A 20,552-nucleotide genomic window follows, 5' to 3' on the forward strand; every position below is an offset into this window, starting at 1 on the left:
TTCTCTCTCATTGCATTCACATCCCACTATATGAACAGGCCGGATGCATTATTCAATGTGAGGTCATTTTTCTAGAGTAGTGTGGCTAAGTACGGCCAAAATATTCTTTTAACGCTTTGAAAATATAAAAAAACCAGAAACGGCTGCTTTTCCCGCTTCTGGTTTTTAGGCTACATATCATTTATTAAGCTTTTTTTATTCGGGCTGATCGGCGTTTCGATGGGTCCCGTGAAATCGAAACCGTTCCAGGTTTCCTGTTTGATGTTTTCAAACCTGGCTTCATCGAATCCGGAGCTTTTGCTTGTCAGCAATATCCCTTCAATCATCTCAAGTGCGGCCATCTCATCCAAGGTGTTTAAATCCAACTCGTTCAAGAAGCTGAATGTCACCACTCCGTCTGCTTCTGTCACACTAAAATTGATGTCTTTTGGGATGACACTTTGGAAGAGGCCGGTTTCTGCCGTTTTCATCGCTTGGATGGACTCTTTGATGCTTCCTCTGTTTATATTGTCAGGAACCAGGAAGCGATCCCTTCCATTCGGAGAATAAAGATAATAAGCCGTATGGTCTTTTTCATTCAAATCGATCTTTGAGAATTCCCCCGTGGAACTGAATTCAGGGACAGAGCCGTCATGCTCTCTCAGTATGACTTCATCCAGGCCTTTATGCTGGAATGAATATTGAAGAGAATGATAAAAAGCATATTCAACCGCACTGCTGCCACTGTAAGAATGATGGGAATCAAGAGTGAAGATGACCCTGTCTTTGTCGAGAGAAAACTCTCCATCTAAAGGCAGGTAATCCTCGAGTCCCCATTCGGCTTCAGGCAGCTCCTCCGCAATCTGCTCATGACGTGCCAACCAATCTTCCCCTGTCGGTTCGTCGACAACCGATACGGGTATGGGCACCGCATCCGTCGAGACAAGTCCAAAGGAATAGAATTCCTTTCCCATCAGGTCATCTTTATAGAGGGAAAGTCTTGTGTGAGGTTCTTTTAAGTCTTCGGACAAGGGATTGTTCTCCTTTTCACCACTTTCCGTTAGGGCTGCCTGATCTTCTTTCTTTGCTTCCGTTTGAGCGACAGATTCCTTTCTTTCGGGAGCCAATTCCATTTTACCCTCTGAGTTTCCTGAAGAAACCGACATATCCGACTCGGACTTCTCCATGCCCGTTTCAGAAAATTGATTTAAAACGGGAGGGGCAAGCAGGAACAAGATGAAGATGGCGGCAAGTGCTGCAACTGCAGGGATGAATCGTTTAAATGAATATGGACGTTTCTTTTTGCGATCCATTCGTGCGTGGATATATTGAGAGGTTCGATCATCTTTGATTTGAGGGAGCCTTTTGATCAGTTCCTCGATATCACGATCTTTCCATTCTGACTGGTTCAATGTCTCTTTCCTCCTTTGGGAGCCGATGGTTCATTTCAAGCCTTAACCATTTGATTGCCCGATGCTGGGTCGTCTTCACTTTGCTTTCCGACCAGCCAAGCACCTCAGCGGTTTCAGTGATTGAAAGCTCCTGTAAGTAACGCATGATAATCACCATTCGAAAGTCCGTTGAACAGTGCTTCAAGCATTCATACAACATTTGGATTTCCTCATGAGCAACGGCGATTTCTTCGGGGAGTGCCCCATCGTCTGTAACATCATTCCGACTCCAATCGAATTTATCCAGTATTCGATTCTTCCAATTTTTCTGTTTCCTGAAATGATCAATGGCTACATTTTTCGCTATCGAGAAAAGCCATGTCTTTTCAGAGCTTTTCCCCTCGAAATTCTCATGGGATTTAAGCACCCGGATATAAACCTCCTGGACTAAATCTTCAGCCTGCTGTTTATTCTGTACCATGTATATGAGGAATTGAAATACATCCTGATGATAATCAGAGTATAGTTTCTCAAAAACGGAGTCCACTCGATTCCCTCCCCGTCAAATTATTAGTCGTTATATATGTAAAAAAGTTACACACTATCAATATAGTATTTTTCTGGCGAAAAGGAAAGACCCCTATTGATAGACTCAGCATAAAAAAAGCCAACAAGGATGCCTCCCTGTTGGCCGACGAACTCTTTTTCTACAACCTTCTCTAACGAAAGCTAAAAACAAAGAATGTTTCCCATGTAACAAGAAAAATCGTCACGTTTCTATGGATATGATCGAACCTTGGCTAAATAGGAAGAAAGAAAGTGAAGGTTGTCCCTTGATCGACTTTGCTTTGCACTTGAATGTGCCCTTTATGGGACTCAATGATATTCTTTGCGATCGCGAGACCAAGACCTGTTCCGGATTTCCCTCTTGTCCGGGCTTTATCAGCCTTATAAAAACGCTCGAATACGAAAGGAAGATCTTCTTCAGGTATCCCGGATCCCGTATCCCTCACATGGAACAGATACCCGCCTTTCTTTTCCGTCAGGGAAACTGTCACTTCCCCTCCCGTCGGGGTATGCCTCAACGCATTATCAATGAGATTGGTCAGCACTTGTTCAATACGATCGGGGTCCATATAGATTTCCTTATTGATTTCCACATCGCTTTCGAAGTAGATGGCAACCTTTTTTTCCTTTGCCAGGCCAATGAACTTGTTGGTCACTCTTTCTGTGAAAGGCATGACGCCTATCACATCCTTGTTAAGGGTGATATGCCCCGCTTCCATGCGGGCCAGGTCCAGAAGATCATTGACGAGTCTACCCATCCGAAGCGATTCATCATAGATGATGCGGGCGATTTCTTTCTTTTCTTCTTCGGATCCGGCGATATCATCCACGATTGCTTCACTGTATCCTTGAAGCATGGATATGGGTGTGCGGAGTTCGTGGGACACGTTGGCGATAAAGTCCTTACGAAGCTTATCCAATCTACGCTCTTCCGTCATATCACGGACCACAGCGACGGCTCCCCTGATGGTATTGTTATTATATAAGGGACTGACAATCACCACGTAGGAACGGCCCTGGAGGCTAAGTTCACCGGTCTGTTCCATTTCGGTTACGACCACACTTTGCAGCAATTCCCTTATCGTAGTCGGGATCGCCTCCCCTCCCTCTTCGCTTTGCTCATAATACCAGTGCTGCAGGAAGCGATCTGCAGGAGGGTTGGTGATCAGGATGGTGCCATCCCGGTTAAAGGTGATGACCCCATCAGCCATACTGCTGAGAATGGATGAAAGCTGTTCTTTTTCCTGACTCAGTGCGTTGATGTGAAACTTTAACTGCCTCCCCATCTGATTGAAGCCTGTCGCGAGTTCACCGATCTCATCCTTCGTCAGGATCGGTACCTTTGTATCGAACTTACCCTTTGCCACCTCGAAAGCTGCCTCTCTCATTTTCCTGAGGGGCGCAGTGATACGTGTCGAAAGGAAGAACGCAAAGATGGTTGTCAGGATGATGGCAATCCCTGCCGCCAGGAGGATCAGCTTGGTGGTCTGTCGTGTCGTATCTTTGATGACTCCCATGGACTGATAGAGATAAACAGCCCCGTCTTCCCCGTTAATATGGAGTGGAGTCCCGACAATGATGACATTCTCATATCGATTGGACGACGACTCCTTCGAGAGTTCAACCTCTTTTTTGACGGTGATCTCCCTGCTTTTGACAGATTGAAGTTTGTTATCCTTCGATATATAATCGTGGATTTTCTTTTGAAAGACCGTCGAGTCCTGGGAATAGAGAGATTCATTTTGATCAAGTGAAATGATGATATTCACAGGCTCATCGATGATCTCTTTTCCCAGTTCCATACCAAGGGTCAGGTCATTATGATTTTCAATGACCCTGGCCACTTTTTCAGCTGTATGTGTCAACTCTTTCTCCACCACGTCCACATGGTAATTTTGAAAGAATTCAAGTAATAAGATCGTAAGAATAAATAATACAAAGGAAACCAGCAGCAGGATGGTCAGCCATAGTTTCCCTACTACACTACGCCATAGCCTCATTCATTTGTTACCTCGAATTTATAGCCCACTCCCCATACGGTCACAATCATTTTGGCTGCCATTTCAGAAACTTTATTCAGCTTCTCCCTTAAGCGCTTCACATGAGTATCGACCGTACGCAGATCACCGAAGAATTCGTAATGCCATACTTCCTTCAGGAGGTGTTCACGATCAAACACTTTATCCGGCGCTTTCGCCAGGAAGTATAGGAGTTCATATTCTTTAGGAGTGAGATTGACATCGATTCCATCCGCCGTCACCCGGTGTGCATCGTTGTCTATTGTAAGGTGGGGATACACGATCAGGTCCTTTGCTTTAGCATCCGTCTGAATGAAGCTTGACTTGGTCGATCTTCTTAATAACGCTTTCACCCTGAGGACCACTTCACGGGGGGAAAACGGCTTCACGATATAGTCATCCGTCCCGACCTCGAAACCTTGTACCCTATTCACTTCCTCCCCCTTGGCTGTAAGCATGATGACGGGGGTCGCCTTACTTTCACGAAGCTGTTGACAGACCTCGATCCCATCCATCCCGGGCATCATGATATCGAGTAAAATACAATCATAATGATGTTCGAGGGCCAGTTCTAACGCCTGTTCACCATTTTCCGCTTCATCAATCTCATAGTTTTCCCTCTCCAAATACATCTTTAATAGTCTTCTGATCCGGTCTTCATCATCTACCACTAAAATACGAATGTTTTCCTCCATGGGTTCTTCCTCCTTTGTCTACTTAAACCATATTAACCATATTATCCTCTATTTTTTATAAAAAAAGAAGCTGACTAGAAAGAGAATCGGATTCTCATGATGGTCAGCTCCTTTCCGTTCGATTCGTTGATTAAGCGTATGAGTGTAAACCGGCTATGATCAGATTCACGGCTACAAGGTTGAATAAAATGATGGCAACACCTACGACGGCTAACCATGCTGATTTCTCACCATGCCACCCTTTTGACAGGCGAAGGTGAAGGAAAGCGGCATAGAATAAGAATGTAATCAATGCCCATACCTCTTTCGGGTCCCATCCCCAGAAGCGGGTCCAGGCAATCTGCGCCCATATCATGGCAAAGATAAGTCCTCCAAGGGTGAAAACAGGAAACCCGATCAATACAGAGCGGTAACCAATTTCGTCCATAAGGTCAAGATTCACATTCTTCACCAGCGGCTGCATCTTTGCAGCGATCCGCTTTCTGAAGATCAAGCGCAGAATAAGGTAAATGACTGTACCGGTCATAAATGACCAGATCACGGTATTCAACTTCTTCGCGTTGATGAGGGCAGGCATTTCAACCAGCGGCTTCATCGCGTCAGCGGTTAATAACTGCCCCTCATTCGGACCCACCAGGGCCGGGAGTGTGTATTCAGAAACCGCTTCTTCTCCCTGCTGATTCACATATTGAAAGTTCGCTTCATAGTTCCCCAGTGTAAAAGCTGTTGATGCGACGACAAATCCCAATACGACAACCAGCGAATACATCACGGTTTCAAGCCAGAATGACTGCCTGCTTCCCTTCGTATGCTGAACGGATTTCAATAAGTAGATAAGTCCAGCCACAAAGCTGATGGAAAGAATCGCTTCCCCGGCTGAAACAGTCGTCACATGGATCTTCAGCCAGTCACTCTGCAATGCAGGGATCAGGGGGCTGATGTCTTTAGGAAACATGCTCGCATAGGCAATCACCAGGAGGGCGAAGGGCAGTGCAATGACGCCGAGTATCGTCGTCTTGTACATAAAGTAAAGAATGATGAACGCTCCGACAAGCATCATACCGAAGAATGTCGTGAATTCGAACAGATTACTTACCGGGGCATGTCCCGATGCTCCCCATCTTAAAAAGAAATATCCCAGTTGAGAGGCAAATCCGATCAGGGTTAAGAGTATTCCGATAAAGCCCCATTTCTTCTGATTTGTTTCCGTCGTATTCTTTTGTCGGATACTCCCGCCAAAGAATAATGTAGCAATCAAATACATTATGAAGGATATATAGAGTAAATTACTGCTCCACTCTGCCATTGCTGTCGTTGACATCCTCATTCCTCCTTACTTCATCCTTTTGTTGTTGATCGATAGGCTCATGGATCCCAGTGCCATTCAATACATAGCTGATTTCATTTTTCAAACCGTGCCAGTTTTTATTCGTATGACCGGCAACGATCACTCCATCTCCGTCATCACTCCGTCTGATCCAGATCCTTCTGTGATGCCAATAGGCGCCCTGTATGACACCAATCATGAAAATCGCCCCTCCAAGAGCTAAAATCCAGAGAGTAAGATCTTTGTGCACCGTTAAGGCGGATACATCTCTCGTCTCGACGCCGGCAAAGGATAATTTATATGCATTTTCCCCCAATGGCTCAAGATTTTTCCGGATCCCCACAAAACTGATTTCACCTTCGGGCTTTTCCGGTGAGAACAATTTAAAGAGGAACGCGGGATTATTCGGTAGTGGTGACTTCGTCTGAGGTTCTCCTTGTTCATTAAATCCTGAGAAGTCCGGATAATAACCCATCAATTCGGCTTTATACCCATCCTCCAATGTGTATGTATCTTGAGGATCGAACAAATCGACGGTGAACTTACCAAAGGTCTTCCCTGATTCTTTTTGATCAAGGGTGAAGGACATTGACTTGAACTCATCCAATTTATAACTCGTCTGGTATACGGCAAAATTCCCGAATTTAAGAGGGTGGTTGACCTTAATGGAATCTTCCTGCTCCTTCGTCCGTTCTGCCTTCTCACCGGGAACACGTTCTCCCGACTCTTTGTACAGAACTACATCCGACTGGAAGTTCTTGGCGATGGTCCCATTTTTGTCAATGGCATCACCAAATACTTCTTTATCTTTTTCTTTATCGTAGGTCTCCAGGGTAAATCCTTTGTTTTCCAGGTAATATTCCTGGCCCGTACCCGGCACGGCTCTCGTTTCACCTTCACGGATCCACACCGTCTCGTCGATGTACATCCCCGGAACGAATCGAAGCATACCCCCGAACAGGAAGATGATCAGACCAATATGATTCACATAAGGACCCCATCTTGAAAAACGATTCTTCTCGGCAAGGATATTTCCATCCTCTTCCCGGATCTTATATTTTTTCTGCTTCAGCTTTTCTTTTATCTTGCTGAGGGGCTCATGAAATTCAACCGTCTCCGTTTTCCCGTATATTCTTTGGCGCTTCAAGAAACCGGCATGTCTTGTGACCCGTTGATTCTTCAGGGCGCGGTAGAGGGGGATCACACGGTCCAGGCTGCAAATGACGAGGGAAACCCCAATCGATGCGATCAGGAGCAAATACCACCATGAACTATATAAATCATGGAAGCCAACCGTATAGTACAGCTCTCCGAAGAAACCATAGACGTCCTTATAGTATTCATCTGCAGGCTGGCCGTTCGGAATGTACTGTTCCTGGGGCAATATCGTCCCGACTGCTGAAGCAATGAGTGTGACAACAATCAACCACACCCCCACTTTCACAGAAGAAAAAAAGTTCCAGATCTTGTCGACAATCGATTTATTATACGTTTGGGAACGCCTTGCACTCCCTTCATAACGCATGTCATGGAGCAACTCATTCTTTGCTTCCTCGGTTAAAGCCCGGCCACAGGATTCGCAGAGAACGGTACCATTCGGATTCACATGACCGCACACACATTTAATCTCTTTCATGTTAAAACTCCTTATTTCAAGTTAAACTGCCTTACGGCTTGATGCTCTCTAAATCTTCGATGATATCGTTTTCTGTCATCGTACCTGTAATGATCTTTTCAATTTCCCCTTGAGGGTTGATCAGGAACGTCGTAGGAAGGGGATCGATCCCGTATGCATTCTGCACTTCCTCTTCCTTATCTACTAATATAGGGAACTCCAAACCGTGTTTTGAAACGAACCGGTTAATCAGGAAATCGGATTCCCCGACATTCACAGCTAAAATCTGTACACCCTGCTCCTGATATTTCTTAAATTGATTGTTCATATAAGGCATTTCCCTTTCGCACGGTTTGCACCAAGTTCCCCAGAAATTCAGGAAGACCCCTTGTCCCTTATAATCGGATAAGCGATGTGAATTCCCTTCCATATCCGTCAGAACAAAGTCGGGAGCCTTGTCCCCTGCCTTTAACATTCCTCTTTCATCCTTCGTGAAGTTTGCATATAGTGTATATGCAACCGCAGAAATCAGCACAATGAGTATGATGGTCCGGATGAGTAATCTGCGTTTTTTCTTATTCATGTTCATGTGCCTCCCATATTGAAATCGTTCTCAAGAATGGAGAAGTTTTTTCTCTCTTTACAGTAGCAAAGGGCCTGACGTCATAAGAATGCTCTTATGAGATCAGTCCCTGCCATAACGTACTGTTTCATATCCTCGATAATAAGCAGAGAAATATCCCTATATTTTAGGGTAAAATTCCTTTCTCATTATATCATTTATCACATTAAAGTTAATGTAAATTATATGAAGGATATGTGACACTTTCCATGACGGTCATTAATGAATGCTTCCTGTTTCCGCCAATGTTCTTAGTTGTTTCACTTCATGGGGACTCAGCTCCCTGCCTTCACCTGCGTTCAGGCCGTGAAGGGTAAGGAATGCATATCGTTCCCTCTTCAGCTTTTGAACGGGATAACCAAGGGCTTCGAACATCCGGCGCACCTGACGGTTCCTGCCCTCATGAATCGTAATTTCCACAATTGATTTCCCCTGCTTCTTATCGATGCTCAGGACCTTCACTTTGGCCGGAGCGGTCATTCCGTCCTCCAGCTTGATCCCCTTTTCAAGTTCCCGGATCTTGAATTTAGGAGGAATCCCTTTTAGCCTAGCCACGTATGTCTTCTCGATTTCATTGCTTGGATGCATAAGTGAGTTGGCAAAGTCTCCATCGTTGGTCAACAGCAGGATCCCTGACGTTTCATAGTCCAGTCTGCCAACCGGATAGATCCTTTCCTCGATTTCGGGGAAGAAGTCCGTCACGACCTGACGATCTTTATCGTCGGTCACAGCGGAGATGACGCCCCTTGGTTTATAGAGCATATAATATACTTTATTTTCTCTCTCGATCTGAATCCCTGTCACTTCAACACGGTCAGAATGGGAAACCTTTGTTCCAAGTTCCTTCACTACTTTCCCGTTGACCTTCACTTTACCTTCTATAATTAATTGCTCTGCCTTGCGTCTGGAGGCCACTCCACTGTGAGCAATAACCTTTTGTAATCGTTCCACGGTCTTTCACCTCATTTAATTTTCAATACATTGGTCTTCATGAATTATTACATAATCCGGGCAAAATAGAAAGGCATAAAGGAAAATCGACCGTCTCGGCCGGTTCCTTTATGCCTTTCTACCTTCTACATGATGGAGGGCTGCTCCTTAAAACATGAGGGTGACGATAAAGATGGCGGCAGCGATTCCGACGAGATCCGCGAGGAGACCGACCTTAAGGGCATCCCCCATTTTCCGGATCCCGACGGCCCCGAAGTACACCGTCAACACGTAAAGAGTCGTATCGGTGCTTCCTTGCAAGGTCGAGGCAAGCCTTCCGATAAATGAATCGGGTCCGTACGTTGCAATGATATCACTCATCATGCCAAGTGCAGCCGTACCTGATATCGGCCTGATGATGGCCAATGGAACTATTTCAGGCGGGATCCCAAGAGCAAGTAATGCGGGACGGATGAAGCCGACAAAGAATTCAAGGGCACCTGACTCCCGGAAAATCGTAATGGCCACCAGCATCCCGATAAGAAACGGAATGATCGATACGGCTATTTTAATCCCTTCTTTTCCCCCATCAACGAACACTTCATATGTGGGCACCTTTTTAATGGTCCCATAGATTAATATAAACCCGATCATGATAGGAATCAGCCATAATGAGATCGTGGATATCCATTGCATCTACTTCACCTCTCGACGGGTACGCCTGTAATGAAAATAACGGTCGATCAGAATCGCGCCAATGGTGGAAAGCATCGTGGCAATGAGGGTCGGACCTACAATTTCAGTTGGCGAAGCCGAGTCATATTTCATCCTGATCGCGATCACGGTCGTCGGGATGATGGTAATGCTTGAGGTGTTGATCGCCAGAAATGTGATCATCGACCTGCTGGCGTAATCCCTGCCTCCGTTTAAGCTTTTCAACTGCTCCATAGCCTTGATCCCGAGTGGGGTGGCGGCATTTCCAAGCCCGAACATATTGGCCATCATGTTAGAGAGGATATAGCCCATTGCCGGATGGTTATCAGGTACCTCCGGAAAAAGCCTTGTCACAAGCGGCCTGAACAACTTTGCCAGTTTATCAAGTAAACCCGCTTCCTGGGCGATCCTCATGATCCCGAGCCAAAACACTAATACACTGACCAATCCGATACACAAGGTGACGGCTTCATTTGCCGACGTGAAGATGGCTTCGTTCACTTCGGCCATTTTCCCGTTGATGATCGCGAATATCAGTCCGATGATGGTCATGCCGACCCATATCAAATTAACCATTGTCCCGGACCCCTATGATGGATTCGAAGGAATAAGCCCAGAATTTCCACCAGCTCTTTTCTTTCTTCTCTTCCCCGGTTGTTTTATAAAAAATGGGGAGCGTATCCACTTCCTTGTCCCCTACGTATACGACGGCCTTACCTACCACATCAGGCACATTTTGCCCCTTCAGCCATTCCTGTTTCGGCTTCAGCATTTTGTACTCTACCTTCACCTTTCCCACTTCCTTATCAGTCAGAGTCAACACCGACTCACGTTTGATATAGGCATGGTTTTTATATACTTTGTCGTCCATTTTCTCAATCTTGCCTTTTTCCAGGGCGATCTTATAATCGAATTGCTTAAATCCGTATTCAAACATCCCGATATGATCATTCCAGTCATCAGGGCCATTCAGGGTCACGGCAATCAGATTCTCCCCATCCTTCGACGCCGTGGACACGAGGGTCCTTTTCGCCAGCTTCGTATAACCCGTTTTCCCACCCGTGCTATATTTATACAGCTCCGTCAGTAATCTATTTTTATTCTTCCACTTCCTGTCCCACTTCTCCTCAGGATTCGGAGCGGTGTGGACTTTGGTCCCCGCAATTTCCTTATACAGATCATTCTCCATGGAATACCTGGTCAGAACGGCCATATCATAGGCAGTCGAATAGTGGTCCTCATGATCGTCAAGACCATGGGGATTGGAGAAATGAGTCTGTTCCATCCCAATTTCATTCGCTTTTTCATTCATCATATATACAAACCCGTCCAGGCTCCCCCCAACAAATTCCGCGATGGCCACCGCCGCGTCATTCCCGGATCTAAGCATCAAACCGTAGACGAGATCTTCAAGCTTTATCTTTTCTCCTGCTTTCAAGTATAGGGAGGAACCTTCCGTACCCGCTGCATTCGAAGATACCGTTACCTCCTCATCCATCTTACCGGACTCGACGGCAAGGATAGCGGTCATGATCTTCGTGATGCTTGCAATGCGGCTTTGACTATGGGCATCCTTTTCATACAGGATCCTTCCTGTTTCCTGATCCATCAAAATCGCTCTTTGTGAACTGACAGAAGGGGCGGCTTGAACCACAGTGGAAACAGAAACAAATAATACAGTAAAGATCAGGAAATAATATATGTAAAATTTCACTCTCTTTCGATTCACACCCATCTACTCCTTTAAATCTAACGTGTTTGTACAAGTTTATGCAGGACAAGGGGTAATATGAATGAAATCTCGAAAGTAAAGGGGCTTTTCACAGGCCTTCCATGCCTCACAATTCGACCCTGCGGAGAGTTTTAGAACAGAAGGGACCAAAGCCCCTCCCTTCTGCTTTCGTGACGTTCCTATCATAAAAAAAACAGGCGGGACCTTTTAACGGGAAAGGGTCCTGCCTGTTTGTGCAATCGAATCTTATTCGTTCGTTTCCATTGTTTCCTGGAATTTTTCAAAGAAGAGGTCAGCTTCATCCTGGGCGAATTCGTCTTGAATATTTTCAGGAAGAGGGGGTAGCTCCTCGATGCTTTTCAGGCCGAAGTAATCCAGAAACTCCTTCGTTGTACCAAATAAATAAGCGCGGCCTGTCCCTTCCGCCCTGCCCACTTCCTTGACGAGACCTTTTGATGTCAGGGTCTGGATGGGCCGTTCGGTCTTCACACCCCTGATCTGCTCGATTTCCATCCTTGTAATTGGTTGTTTATAAGCAACAATCGCAAGGGTTTCAAGGGCAGCCTGGGACAGAAAGCTCACATTGGGTGATTCCACCAGTTTCTTCAAGTAATCGGCATTGCTCTTTTTTGTCACTAATTGAAAGGTCCCGGCTATTTCAATGATGTAGATGCCTCTATCCGGATCCTCCTCATAATCACTCTTCAGGGCTTGAAGGACACCCACCGCTTCCTGTTCTTCGATTTCCAGTACCGAACAGACCTGTTTCAGTGAGAGCCCCTCATCTCCTGCTGCAAATAACAAGCTTTCAAGGATCCCTTTCCATTTAATACTGCTCAACAAGTCCAGCCTCCTCTCCTGCTTCTACAAATATTTCCGTGAAGTTTTTTTCCTGATTGACAATGATTTGTTTCCGTTTCATTAATTCCAGCACAGCAAGGAACGTCACGACGAGATGCTCTTTGTTATCAGTGGGGAAAAGACTTGTAAAGGATGTGCGGCTTTTCAGATTCCGCAGGTTCTCGAGGATATCATTCATCCTCTTTTCAATGGATATTTCCTGTCTTGTAATTCTCGTTTGAACGGGTCTTTGCAGCTTTTTCCTTCTTAATAATTTATGAAAAGCCCCCAGCATATCATATAGGGATACCTGAACGTCCGTATTCTTTAATTCCACCTCTTCACTGAATTCAGAAAGGTCACTTGGAGGCTTGGTATACACTTGACCGCGTTCTTCTTCACGGTGCTTCAGCTCATTCGCCGCTTCCTTAAACTTGCGGTACTCGATCAATCGCTCCACCAGTTCGTCACGGGGATCTTCCTCTTCGAATTCGATTTCATCGTTCATCAAGCCTTCATCATGCTTAGGAAGAAGCATTTTACTTTTGATGGCAAGTAACGTCGCTGCCATGACTAAGTATTCACTGGCAACATCCAGTTGCAGATTTTTCATCGTATGTACATATAACATATATTGCTCCGTAATCTGAGCCATAGGAATATCATATATATCGATTTCTAACGAGTTAATCAGATGCAAAAGAAGATCCAAAGGACCTTCAAAAGCGTCAATCTTCACATTGTATTCCACTTTATCACCAAATTTCTAATTACAATCTTGCAAGAGTCTACTTAATAGTATAGTAGATAGACCACTATTCTCCAATAGAAAGTTTTGTATTTAAGGGGCCGGCTGTCGTTTCCAGAGGGGTTTATGCTACAATTACATCACTTTACATCAAACGGAGGGATCTTATGGGTTATCCAAAGGCCTATGTCGACTTCTTAATGTATTTCCACGGAAATCGTGACTATTTTGAATGCCATGAAGTGTTAGAAGAATATTGGAAAGAGGCAGATCCCAAAAACAGGACCTCCCACTGGGTGGGGTTGATACAGCTTGCCGTCGGCTTTTACCATTATAGAAGGGGGAATCTGGCAGGTGCAGAAAGGACGTTAAATAAGGCACTCAAGAATATCGAAAAGAATCAAAAAGCCATGGTCCGGCTTGGAATCGATGCCGGAAAGCTTCAAGAGATGCTTCTTGATACCGCTCGTCACATCAGTCAAGGTCAGCCTTATCATAGTATCAACATCCCCTTAACGGATGATTCACTTATCGAAAAGGTCCAATCCCGGTGCGAGGAAAATGGCTACAGCTGGTGTTCGCCGAGTGACCTGGCGAATTCAGAGCTCATTCACCGCCACTCCCTGAGAGACCGGTCGGGAGTGATAGCAGAACGGAACGACGCTTTAAGAAAAAAAAGAGGCTGACCACCCGTATGGGCGGTCTGCCTCTTATTCCTCATCATTGTTCACTTCTGTCGGTCCCATTTCATCACACTTCTCAAAAAAGGAAGCGGTTTCCGAATTAGGTTTCACTTCTAGTTCGGAATGCATCTCCCTTAGGTGTTTCACCATGGATTTTCCGATTCCCTCGTGACGATGTGATGGATTGACTGATATATGTTGAATCTCCAACGTGCCTTCTGTTTTGTAAACTCCGATTAATCCTACTATGTCCTCTTCTTTCCATAAAAAGAGCTGCCAATTTTCTTCAGTTTCGTATTGCTTCATCGTATGTTGAAGCTTCTTCAAATCCTTTTCATTTGGCATGAAAGATAATAATCCCATTGCAATCTTTTCAAACGCCTTTTTATACCGAATTAACATATTTACCCCTCGTCATGTTTTTTGTCTAATCCATTTAGTTTCTATTATAGACAAAAACTAGAAATTTAATTGATATGAACGTTTATATATCTTACTAAATTTGCTTTTATTACGCAAATCATAAACAATCAGTTCCCGGCGATGAACATCCAGTAGATGACCCCCCACACCAGTCCGGCAACGATTAATAGCAAGAACAATCCTTTATTACTGAGCTTCATGACCGACTCCTTTGTTTATAGCTATTCGTTTATGTCATAGTTATTGTATAGTAAAATCGAAATTTGTTAAAGTATGTAATCCAGTATACAAAAAAAGTAGTCTTTAAGTACGATATACTTAAAGACTAGATTCCAGGTGATCAAAATGTCATATCGAAGGTCACCAAGTCCTCATATGATTCCCTCCTGACGGCTAATCTTGCTTCCCCGTTCTCAACAAATACGACCGCCGGGCGCGGGATCCGGTTGTAGTTATTCGCCATGGAGTATCCGTATGCCCCTGTACAGAATACGGCAAGGATATCCCCTGCTTCCGAGGCCTGAAGGGGTACATCCCATATCAACATGTCTCCTGACTCACAGCATTTCCCCGCAACGGAAACCGTTTCCTCAGGGAGCCGATCTGCTTTGTTTGCAATGATCGCTTCATACTTCGCCTTATACAGGGCAGGTCTGATATTATCACTCATTCCCCCATCAATCGCTACATATTTCCGGATGCCCGGAACCTCTTTCCGCGATCCCATTGTATAGAGGCTGGTCCCAGCATCCCCGACAAGCGAGCGTCCCGGTTCAATCCAGATTTCCGGCATGGTTATATTGTACTTTTCCACTTCTTCTTTAACGGCTGCGATCATCTCTTTTACATATTGGGCAGGAGGGATCGGATCATCCTCTTTCGTATAGCGGATCCCAAAGCCTCCACCCAGATTGATGACCTTTGGATCAAAGCCGTATTCCGCATTCCACCCGGCAACCTTTTCGATGATCTTCCTGGCAGCCAGGATGAAGCCCGTCGTTTCAAAAATCTGCGAACCAATATGGCAGTGCAGTCCCAACAATTCAACCGCTTCAGACTCAAGAGCCGATTTCATCGCTTGTTCAGCCTGGCCGTTTCCTAAATCGAATCCGAATTTCGAGTCTTCCTGCCCAGTAAGGATATAATCATGGGTATGCGCTTCAATCCCAGGCGTCACCCTTAGTAATACCCTGGTCTTCTGTTCCATGGAACGTGATATTTCATTAACGAGCTCCAGTTCATGGAAGTTATCGACTACCATGCAGCCGATCTGGTTCTGGATGGCCATCAGGAGCTCTTCCCTCGACTTGTTATTCCCATTAAAATGGATGCGTTCAGGAGGGAAACCTGCTTTCAACGCGGTAAATAACTCTCCACCTGAAACAACATCCAACGACAGGCCTTCTTCTTTCATCAACTGAAAGATGGCGATACAGGAAAACGCTTTACTGGCATAAGCGACCTCCGCCTTCACTCCAAGGGATTCGAATGTTTCATTAAAGCTTCTGGCACGTTCTCTAATAAGTGCTGTGTCATATACATAAAGGGGCGTACCGTACCGGGCTGCCAGATCTACGGCACTGACCCCTCCTATTTGTAAGTGTCCATTTACTATTTCCGTTGATCCGTGAAGATGCATGAAACGTCTCATTCCCCTCTTTAATCCTCTGCTAATTAAACGTAATTTACCACAGAATGAGAGTTGTTGCAATATTCTAAGATTTCGCAGGCTGTTTGTATCGATTCCTTGGCTGGACGATACTTGGCCGGATTTTGGACCCTGGTACCGATCTCCTGATGAGAATCTGCATGAACGCCTTCGGACTGAATGGCAGCAAAGGCCACAGGTACGGCGTATTGAGAGATTTGATATTCGACACATACAGGATGAAAAGGGTACTTCCAATCATCAACCCGGGAATATGGAAGAAAGCGACCATCACAAGGAGAAGAAGCCTTGCTATCTTATTCGCCACACTTAATTCATAGCTTGGGGTGGCGAATGTACCAATCGAAGCTACCGCTACATACAAGATGACCTCCGGCTGAAATAGGCCTACATCGATTGCGATTTGACCGATCAAGACCGCGGCGATCAAGCCCATCGCCGTGGAGAGCGGGGTAGGCGTATGGATGGCGGCGATCCTGAACATCTCAACCCCCAAATCGGCGATGAATAACTGGACGATAACCGGGATATTGGTCTGTTCCTGAGGTCCCACGTATTTAATGACTTCGGGTAATAGCGAAGGATCCAGTACAAACAGGTACCATAATGGAAGCAGGAATAGGGAAGCAAGCACCCCTATAAATCGCGTCCACCTGACGAATGTCCCGACAGCCGGTGACTGCCTGTATTCTTCAGCATGCTGAAGATGGTGAAAAAATGTGGTCGGCGTGATGATCACACTCGGGGATGTATCGACAAAGATGAGGACATGCCCCTCTAATAAGTGAGTGGCAGCTACGTCCGCTCTTTCCGTGTATCTGACTAACGGGTAAGGATTATAACCTTGTTTTACAAGGAACTCTTCCACTGTTTTATCCGCCATCGTCAACCCATCGATTTTAATGCTTTTCAATTCTTTTTTAATGACTTCGATTAAACTCGGGTTCGCCACATCATCTATATATGCGATGGAAATATCCGTCTTGGAGCGTTCCCCTATACGGAAGATTTCAAAGCGGAGTCTCGGATCCCTTATTCTTCGTCGTGTTAAAGCCGTATTGACGATGATATTCTCGACATAGCCGTCACGGGAACCGCGGACCACTTTTTCCGTATCAGGTTCAGATGGCTGCCTCCCGGGATAACTTCGGACATCCACGATCAGTGCTTCTTCATATCCTTCGATGAAGACGGCAATCAATCCGGAGAGCACTTCATCCACCGCTTCTTCAATTGTTTTCACCGGTTCGACGGATTGATGGACAAGACGATTATGTACAATGTCATAAAGTCGGCTAGTCGCACGCTCATGGTCGTTGATCTCCACAAGTTCTTCCACTAGTTCAATGATATAGGCTGCATCGGTCAGTCCGTTTATATAGTAAATATGCACACCTTTCTTCAATATCATCAGTTTGCGTACGCCAATGTCAAAACTCGTATTCAGCCCGACGTGGTTCTGCATGTAATCTTCCATTTGTTTTAAATCTTTAGGAATTGGTGTTTCTTTCTTCTTTTGAGGCATGATACCCACTCCTTTCTAAGATGATTTCCACTGCTTTTTTCGTGATGGGTGCACCTTGGGAATAATGATCCCGTTTGGCCATTTTCCCTATGTCACCGATCCCGACAATCACCGGGACTTCCAGTTCATCCAGGCAATAAACAGTATCGCCCGTCAATCTGCCAACATCCATTTCAGGCACTCCGAATTTATCGACCCCGTATGGCGTCAACTCACCAAATTTATCTATGCACACATCGACTCTGGTCCATTCCGCCTGCCGGGTCTTGCTGGCCACGGCAATGATCCCAAGGACCTCAACCTCTGAGTGATTGGCAACATATTTCAGGGCGCGTTCCCCTGCACCTTCCCCAATGAATCCACTATCATCAAACATGACAAAGACAGGGTCGCTCTTGGCTCTTTTGATCAGCTTTATGATTTCCGGTCCTGACAGTACAGATGGATTTCCTTTAGAGCTTGAGATGCATCGTCCCCCATACTCTTTCGCAACGCATTCGATGGCACGCTTTGCGTATTCATCTCCATCTGTAATCAGGATCACTTTCCGTTTGTTGTCCATTTTGAACCCCTGCCCCTTGCTAATTATTGATGAACCAAGTAGAGCCAATGAAATAGAGAACCGAAAATTTTCCCAAACACGATCGCCATGATCAGAATCACAATCTGTCCATCGATTCCGATCCGTTTGGCCAAAATGGGAAACACATTCAGTACTTCTGTCAATGCAGCAGCCAACAGGCCGATAAATACCCCGCTCATGAGCCCGATGGGGATGAGGACCAATGGGGAAAGGTGAAGCGTATAATTATTCAGGCTGATGACCCCGCCGGAGAGTGCTCCTGTAACGACTGCCAATTCATAGTAGTGAATCATTTTCATTGTTTTTGTCAATTGCGTCAAACGCGGGATGATCCCCAATACCGTCAAGAAAGCGACAAACCCCGATCCTACTGCCAATCCACCAGCAAATCCGATAAATACGGTGAGCAAGACATTAATGGTCATCTAGTTTCTTCTGGCTTTCTTTATTTTCGTGCATAATGACATATTGGTCTAAATCCTGCTGGTAGTTGAACATTTCAACTTCAAGAGGGCTCGGCTCTTCATTGAGTCTTTTACGAAACACATGATTAAAGAACAAAATCATTCCAAGGCCTAACCCGAACGAATATGGAACCTGGAATAATAATGGGTGGGGATCGACTCCACCCGTGACAAAATGATACAGCCTTTGATGAACTTCTCTCATACTTACATCTTCATGAAAATTCATAATCGCCAGGGCCGCACCGATGAATAATAGTAACCAAACGCCAATGAACAGCGGGAGGGAGACTTTCTTTTTCTCATAGATCACTTCAATAATGCTTTGTGTCGGCCCGATCGTCTGAATATCCAGGTCAGAATGCTTTTTGCATACTTCCCGGATGACCTCCATGATATCCACGACAATGATATTCTTATCAGAAGGTGTCACCTGATGGATCGGGATTCCCTTTATATCTTCGACAATATGTTCAGATGCTATGATTTGAGCCAGCTGGGAAAGCCTGACCAGACTCTCTTCCCTTACCTGCACTCGATGACGTAAGCGTATATACAAAATACCTTCCATGCAGTTCACTTCCTGAAAACATGATTTTCTCTTCGTACCAATAGTATGGATTAACGGAATTAATTTATGTAATGACCACACCTGTGATCATATGATCAAGATGCACATAGGAGATGGATGAACGTGAAGAGAAGGACTGGAGCAGAACACATTTGGAAACAATTTCAAAGTGATCTTCTTCAAAAAAATACCCCTGCCGATCCAAATTGATTGGAATCAGCAGGGGTATTTCACCTACGAATCTGTATGCATATGATCTTTCATCGTCTGTAAGATCTTCTTCTCAAGCCTTGATACCTGCACTTGTGATATTCCCAGCCGATCGGCCACTTCCGATTGGGTCTGGTCTTTGTAGTACCTTAAATACACAATCAGGCGCTCCCGGTCATCCAGTTCCCGGATGGCTTCTTTCAGGGCAATCTTGTCAAACCATTTGTTATCCGTATTATCGGCGATCTGATCCAAAAGCGTGATCGGGTCCCCATCATTTTCATACACGGTTTCATGAATCGACGAAGGGGCACGGCTCGCTTCCTGTGCCATGATCACCTCTTCAACGGAATATTCGAGATGCTCGGCAAGCTCACTGACGGTCGGAACCCTGCCGAACTTCTTGGAGAGTTCATCCTTCGCTTTCCTGATTTTGTTCCCCATTTCCTTCAGGGAACGACTCACCTTCACTGTTCCATCATCCCGGATGAATCGCTGGATCTCTCCGATGATCATCGGAACAGCATAGGTCGAAAACTTGACATCGTAGCTTAAATCAAACTTATCCACTGATTTCAGCAACCCGATACTGCCAATTTGAAAGAGATCATCCGGCTCATAACCACGATTGAGAAAGCGTTGGACGACGGACCATACCAGGCGCATATTCTTCTGGACGATCAGGTCCCTTGCGCTTTGGTCGCCATCCTGACTTTGCTTGATCAGCTCTTTCACCTCATGATCCTTCAAAAAGGTCTGTTCCTTTTCATTTTTCACTTCGACATCCATGGGCACGACTCCTTAATTGCATAGCGCTTTACTATTGGTCAAGTGCTTCTTCAGTCTTACCGTGGTGCCTGTACCTGGGTGTGATGACACTTCTATTTCATCCATGAAATTCTCCATGATCGTAAAGCCCATACCAGAACGTTCCAGTTCAGGTTTGGAGGTGAAGAGTGGTTGACGGGCTTCATCTACATCGCCAATCCCGATTCCTTCATCGCGAATGGTCATATCGATAAACCCATCCTCTTCCATGATCACGGAAATATAAACCGTCCCGTTCGGCCTGTTTTCGTATCCGTGAATGATGGCATTGGTCACAGCCTCCGAAACGACGGTCTTGATTTCCGTCAGCTCATCCATTGTCGGATCCAGCTGGGCAATAAATGACGCAACGGTCACGCGGGCAAAAGACTCATTCTGGCTTAAAGAACTGAATTGAATGTTCATTTCATTTCTCATG

At 45.3% G+C, this 20,552-nt stretch carries 22 protein-coding genes; 1 reads left to right on the forward strand and 21 read right to left on the reverse strand.

Features of this window, described 5'->3' with window-relative positions:
- Positions 1 to 170: 170 nt before the first annotated feature.
- The 13 genes from CN378_RS16355 to CN378_RS16415 all read right to left on the reverse strand — a co-directional run bounded on the left by CN378_RS16355 (position 171) and on the right by CN378_RS16415 (position 13,181).
- Positions 171 to 1,391, reverse strand: coding sequence for a hypothetical protein (locus CN378_RS16355; protein WP_098353566.1), 1,221 nt, complete (start codon positions 1,389 to 1,391; stop codon positions 171 to 173).
- Positions 1,363 to 1,917, reverse strand: coding sequence for an RNA polymerase sigma factor SigX (gene sigX / locus CN378_RS16360; RefSeq protein WP_098353567.1), 555 nt, complete (start codon positions 1,915 to 1,917; stop codon positions 1,363 to 1,365). The genes CN378_RS16355 and sigX overlap by 29 nt, the downstream gene beginning before the upstream one ends.
- Before the next feature lie 253 nt (positions 1,918 to 2,170).
- Positions 2,171 to 3,937: an ATP-binding protein gene (locus tag CN378_RS16365; protein ID WP_098353568.1), complete on the reverse strand. Its 1,767-nt coding sequence runs from the start codon at positions 3,935 to 3,937 to the stop codon at positions 2,171 to 2,173.
- Positions 3,934 to 4,650 carry a response regulator transcription factor gene (locus tag CN378_RS16370; RefSeq protein WP_098353569.1) on the reverse strand — a complete coding sequence of 239 codons (717 nt, stop codon included), beginning with the start codon at positions 4,648 to 4,650 and terminating at the stop codon, positions 3,934 to 3,936. The genes CN378_RS16365 and CN378_RS16370 overlap by 4 nt, the downstream gene beginning before the upstream one ends.
- A 130-nt stretch (positions 4,651 to 4,780) precedes the next feature.
- Positions 4,781 to 5,956 carry a c-type cytochrome biogenesis protein CcsB gene (gene ccsB, locus CN378_RS16375; RefSeq protein ID WP_098353650.1) on the reverse strand — a complete coding sequence of 392 codons (1,176 nt, stop codon included), beginning with the start codon at positions 5,954 to 5,956 and terminating at the stop codon, positions 4,781 to 4,783.
- Positions 5,937 to 7,613, reverse strand: a complete 1,677-nt coding sequence (gene resB, locus CN378_RS16380; RefSeq protein ID WP_098353570.1) for a cytochrome c biogenesis protein ResB — start codon at positions 7,611 to 7,613, stop codon at positions 5,937 to 5,939. Before resB ends, ccsB begins: the two co-directional genes overlap by 20 nt.
- Before the next feature lie 31 nt (positions 7,614 to 7,644).
- Complete coding sequence (resA, locus tag CN378_RS16385; protein WP_098353571.1) at positions 7,645 to 8,175, reverse strand: thiol-disulfide oxidoreductase ResA; 531 nt, start codon at positions 8,173 to 8,175, stop codon at positions 7,645 to 7,647.
- A 258-nt stretch (positions 8,176 to 8,433) separates the two neighbouring features.
- On the reverse strand, positions 8,434 to 9,165 hold the full coding sequence (locus tag CN378_RS16390; protein ID WP_098353572.1) for a pseudouridine synthase: 732 nt from the start codon (positions 9,163 to 9,165) through the stop codon (positions 8,434 to 8,436).
- 147 nt (positions 9,166 to 9,312) lie between these two features.
- Positions 9,313 to 9,840, reverse strand: coding sequence for a spore maturation protein (locus CN378_RS16395; RefSeq protein WP_098353573.1), 528 nt, complete (start codon positions 9,838 to 9,840; stop codon positions 9,313 to 9,315).
- Positions 9,841 to 10,434, reverse strand: a complete 594-nt coding sequence (locus CN378_RS16400; RefSeq protein WP_098353574.1) for a nucleoside recognition domain-containing protein — start codon at positions 10,432 to 10,434, stop codon at positions 9,841 to 9,843.
- Positions 10,427 to 11,593 carry a D-alanyl-D-alanine carboxypeptidase family protein gene (locus tag CN378_RS16405; protein ID WP_098353575.1) on the reverse strand — a complete coding sequence of 389 codons (1,167 nt, stop codon included), beginning with the start codon at positions 11,591 to 11,593 and terminating at the stop codon, positions 10,427 to 10,429. The genes CN378_RS16400 and CN378_RS16405 overlap by 8 nt, the downstream gene beginning before the upstream one ends.
- Positions 11,594 to 11,836: 243 nt before the next feature.
- On the reverse strand, positions 11,837 to 12,430 hold the full coding sequence (gene scpB / locus CN378_RS16410; protein ID WP_098353576.1) for an SMC-Scp complex subunit ScpB: 594 nt from the start codon (positions 12,428 to 12,430) through the stop codon (positions 11,837 to 11,839).
- The gene (locus CN378_RS16415) at positions 12,417 to 13,181 is read right to left on the reverse strand and encodes a segregation/condensation protein A (protein ID WP_098353577.1); all 765 of its coding nucleotides are present in this window, start codon (positions 13,179 to 13,181) and stop codon (positions 12,417 to 12,419) included. The genes scpB and CN378_RS16415 overlap by 14 nt, the downstream gene beginning before the upstream one ends.
- A 164-nt stretch (positions 13,182 to 13,345) precedes the next feature.
- On the opposite strand from CN378_RS16415, the gene CN378_RS16420 reads away from it, so the two are divergent.
- Positions 13,346 to 13,864: a DUF309 domain-containing protein gene (locus tag CN378_RS16420; protein WP_098353578.1), complete on the forward strand. Its 519-nt coding sequence runs from the start codon at positions 13,346 to 13,348 to the stop codon at positions 13,862 to 13,864.
- Between the two features lie 24 nt (positions 13,865 to 13,888).
- On the opposite strand, the gene CN378_RS16425 is transcribed toward CN378_RS16420, so the two are convergent.
- The 8 genes from CN378_RS16425 to spoIIAB form a co-directional block, all read right to left on the reverse strand.
- Positions 13,889 to 14,263: a GNAT family N-acetyltransferase gene (locus CN378_RS16425; protein WP_098353579.1), complete on the reverse strand. Its 375-nt coding sequence runs from the start codon at positions 14,261 to 14,263 to the stop codon at positions 13,889 to 13,891.
- Between the two features lie 361 nt (positions 14,264 to 14,624).
- On the reverse strand, positions 14,625 to 15,923 hold the full coding sequence (gene lysA / locus CN378_RS16430) for a diaminopimelate decarboxylase (RefSeq protein WP_098353580.1): 1,299 nt from the start codon (positions 15,921 to 15,923) through the stop codon (positions 14,625 to 14,627).
- 76 nt (positions 15,924 to 15,999) lie between these two features.
- The gene (locus CN378_RS16435) at positions 16,000 to 17,478 is read right to left on the reverse strand and encodes a spore germination protein (protein WP_098353581.1); all 1,479 of its coding nucleotides are present in this window, start codon (positions 17,476 to 17,478) and stop codon (positions 16,000 to 16,002) included.
- On the reverse strand, positions 17,444 to 18,040 hold the full coding sequence (gene spoVAEA / locus CN378_RS16440; protein ID WP_098353582.1) for a stage V sporulation protein SpoVABEA: 597 nt from the start codon (positions 18,038 to 18,040) through the stop codon (positions 17,444 to 17,446). The genes CN378_RS16435 and spoVAEA overlap by 35 nt, the downstream gene beginning before the upstream one ends.
- A 23-nt stretch (positions 18,041 to 18,063) precedes the next feature.
- A complete protein-coding gene (locus CN378_RS16445) occupies positions 18,064 to 18,486 on the reverse strand; it encodes a stage V sporulation protein AB (RefSeq protein ID WP_098353583.1) in 423 nt (140 codons plus the stop codon).
- Entirely contained in the window at positions 18,476 to 19,096 is a 621-nt protein-coding gene (locus tag CN378_RS16450; protein ID WP_098353584.1) for a stage V sporulation protein AA, read from the reverse strand. Before CN378_RS16450 ends, CN378_RS16445 begins: the two co-directional genes overlap by 11 nt.
- A gap of 234 nt (positions 19,097 to 19,330) precedes the next feature.
- A complete protein-coding gene (sigF, locus tag CN378_RS16455) occupies positions 19,331 to 20,095 on the reverse strand; it encodes an RNA polymerase sporulation sigma factor SigF (RefSeq protein ID WP_098353585.1) in 765 nt (254 codons plus the stop codon).
- A gap of 12 nt (positions 20,096 to 20,107) precedes the next feature.
- Complete coding sequence (spoIIAB, locus tag CN378_RS16460; protein ID WP_098353586.1) at positions 20,108 to 20,551, reverse strand: anti-sigma F factor; 444 nt, start codon at positions 20,549 to 20,551, stop codon at positions 20,108 to 20,110.
- Position 20,552 lies beyond the last annotated feature (1 nt).

This window comes from Bacillus sp. AFS015802, assembly GCF_002561455.1.
In the GTDB taxonomy this organism is placed as follows: Bacteria; Bacillota; Bacilli; order Bacillales; family Bacillaceae_B; genus Rossellomorea.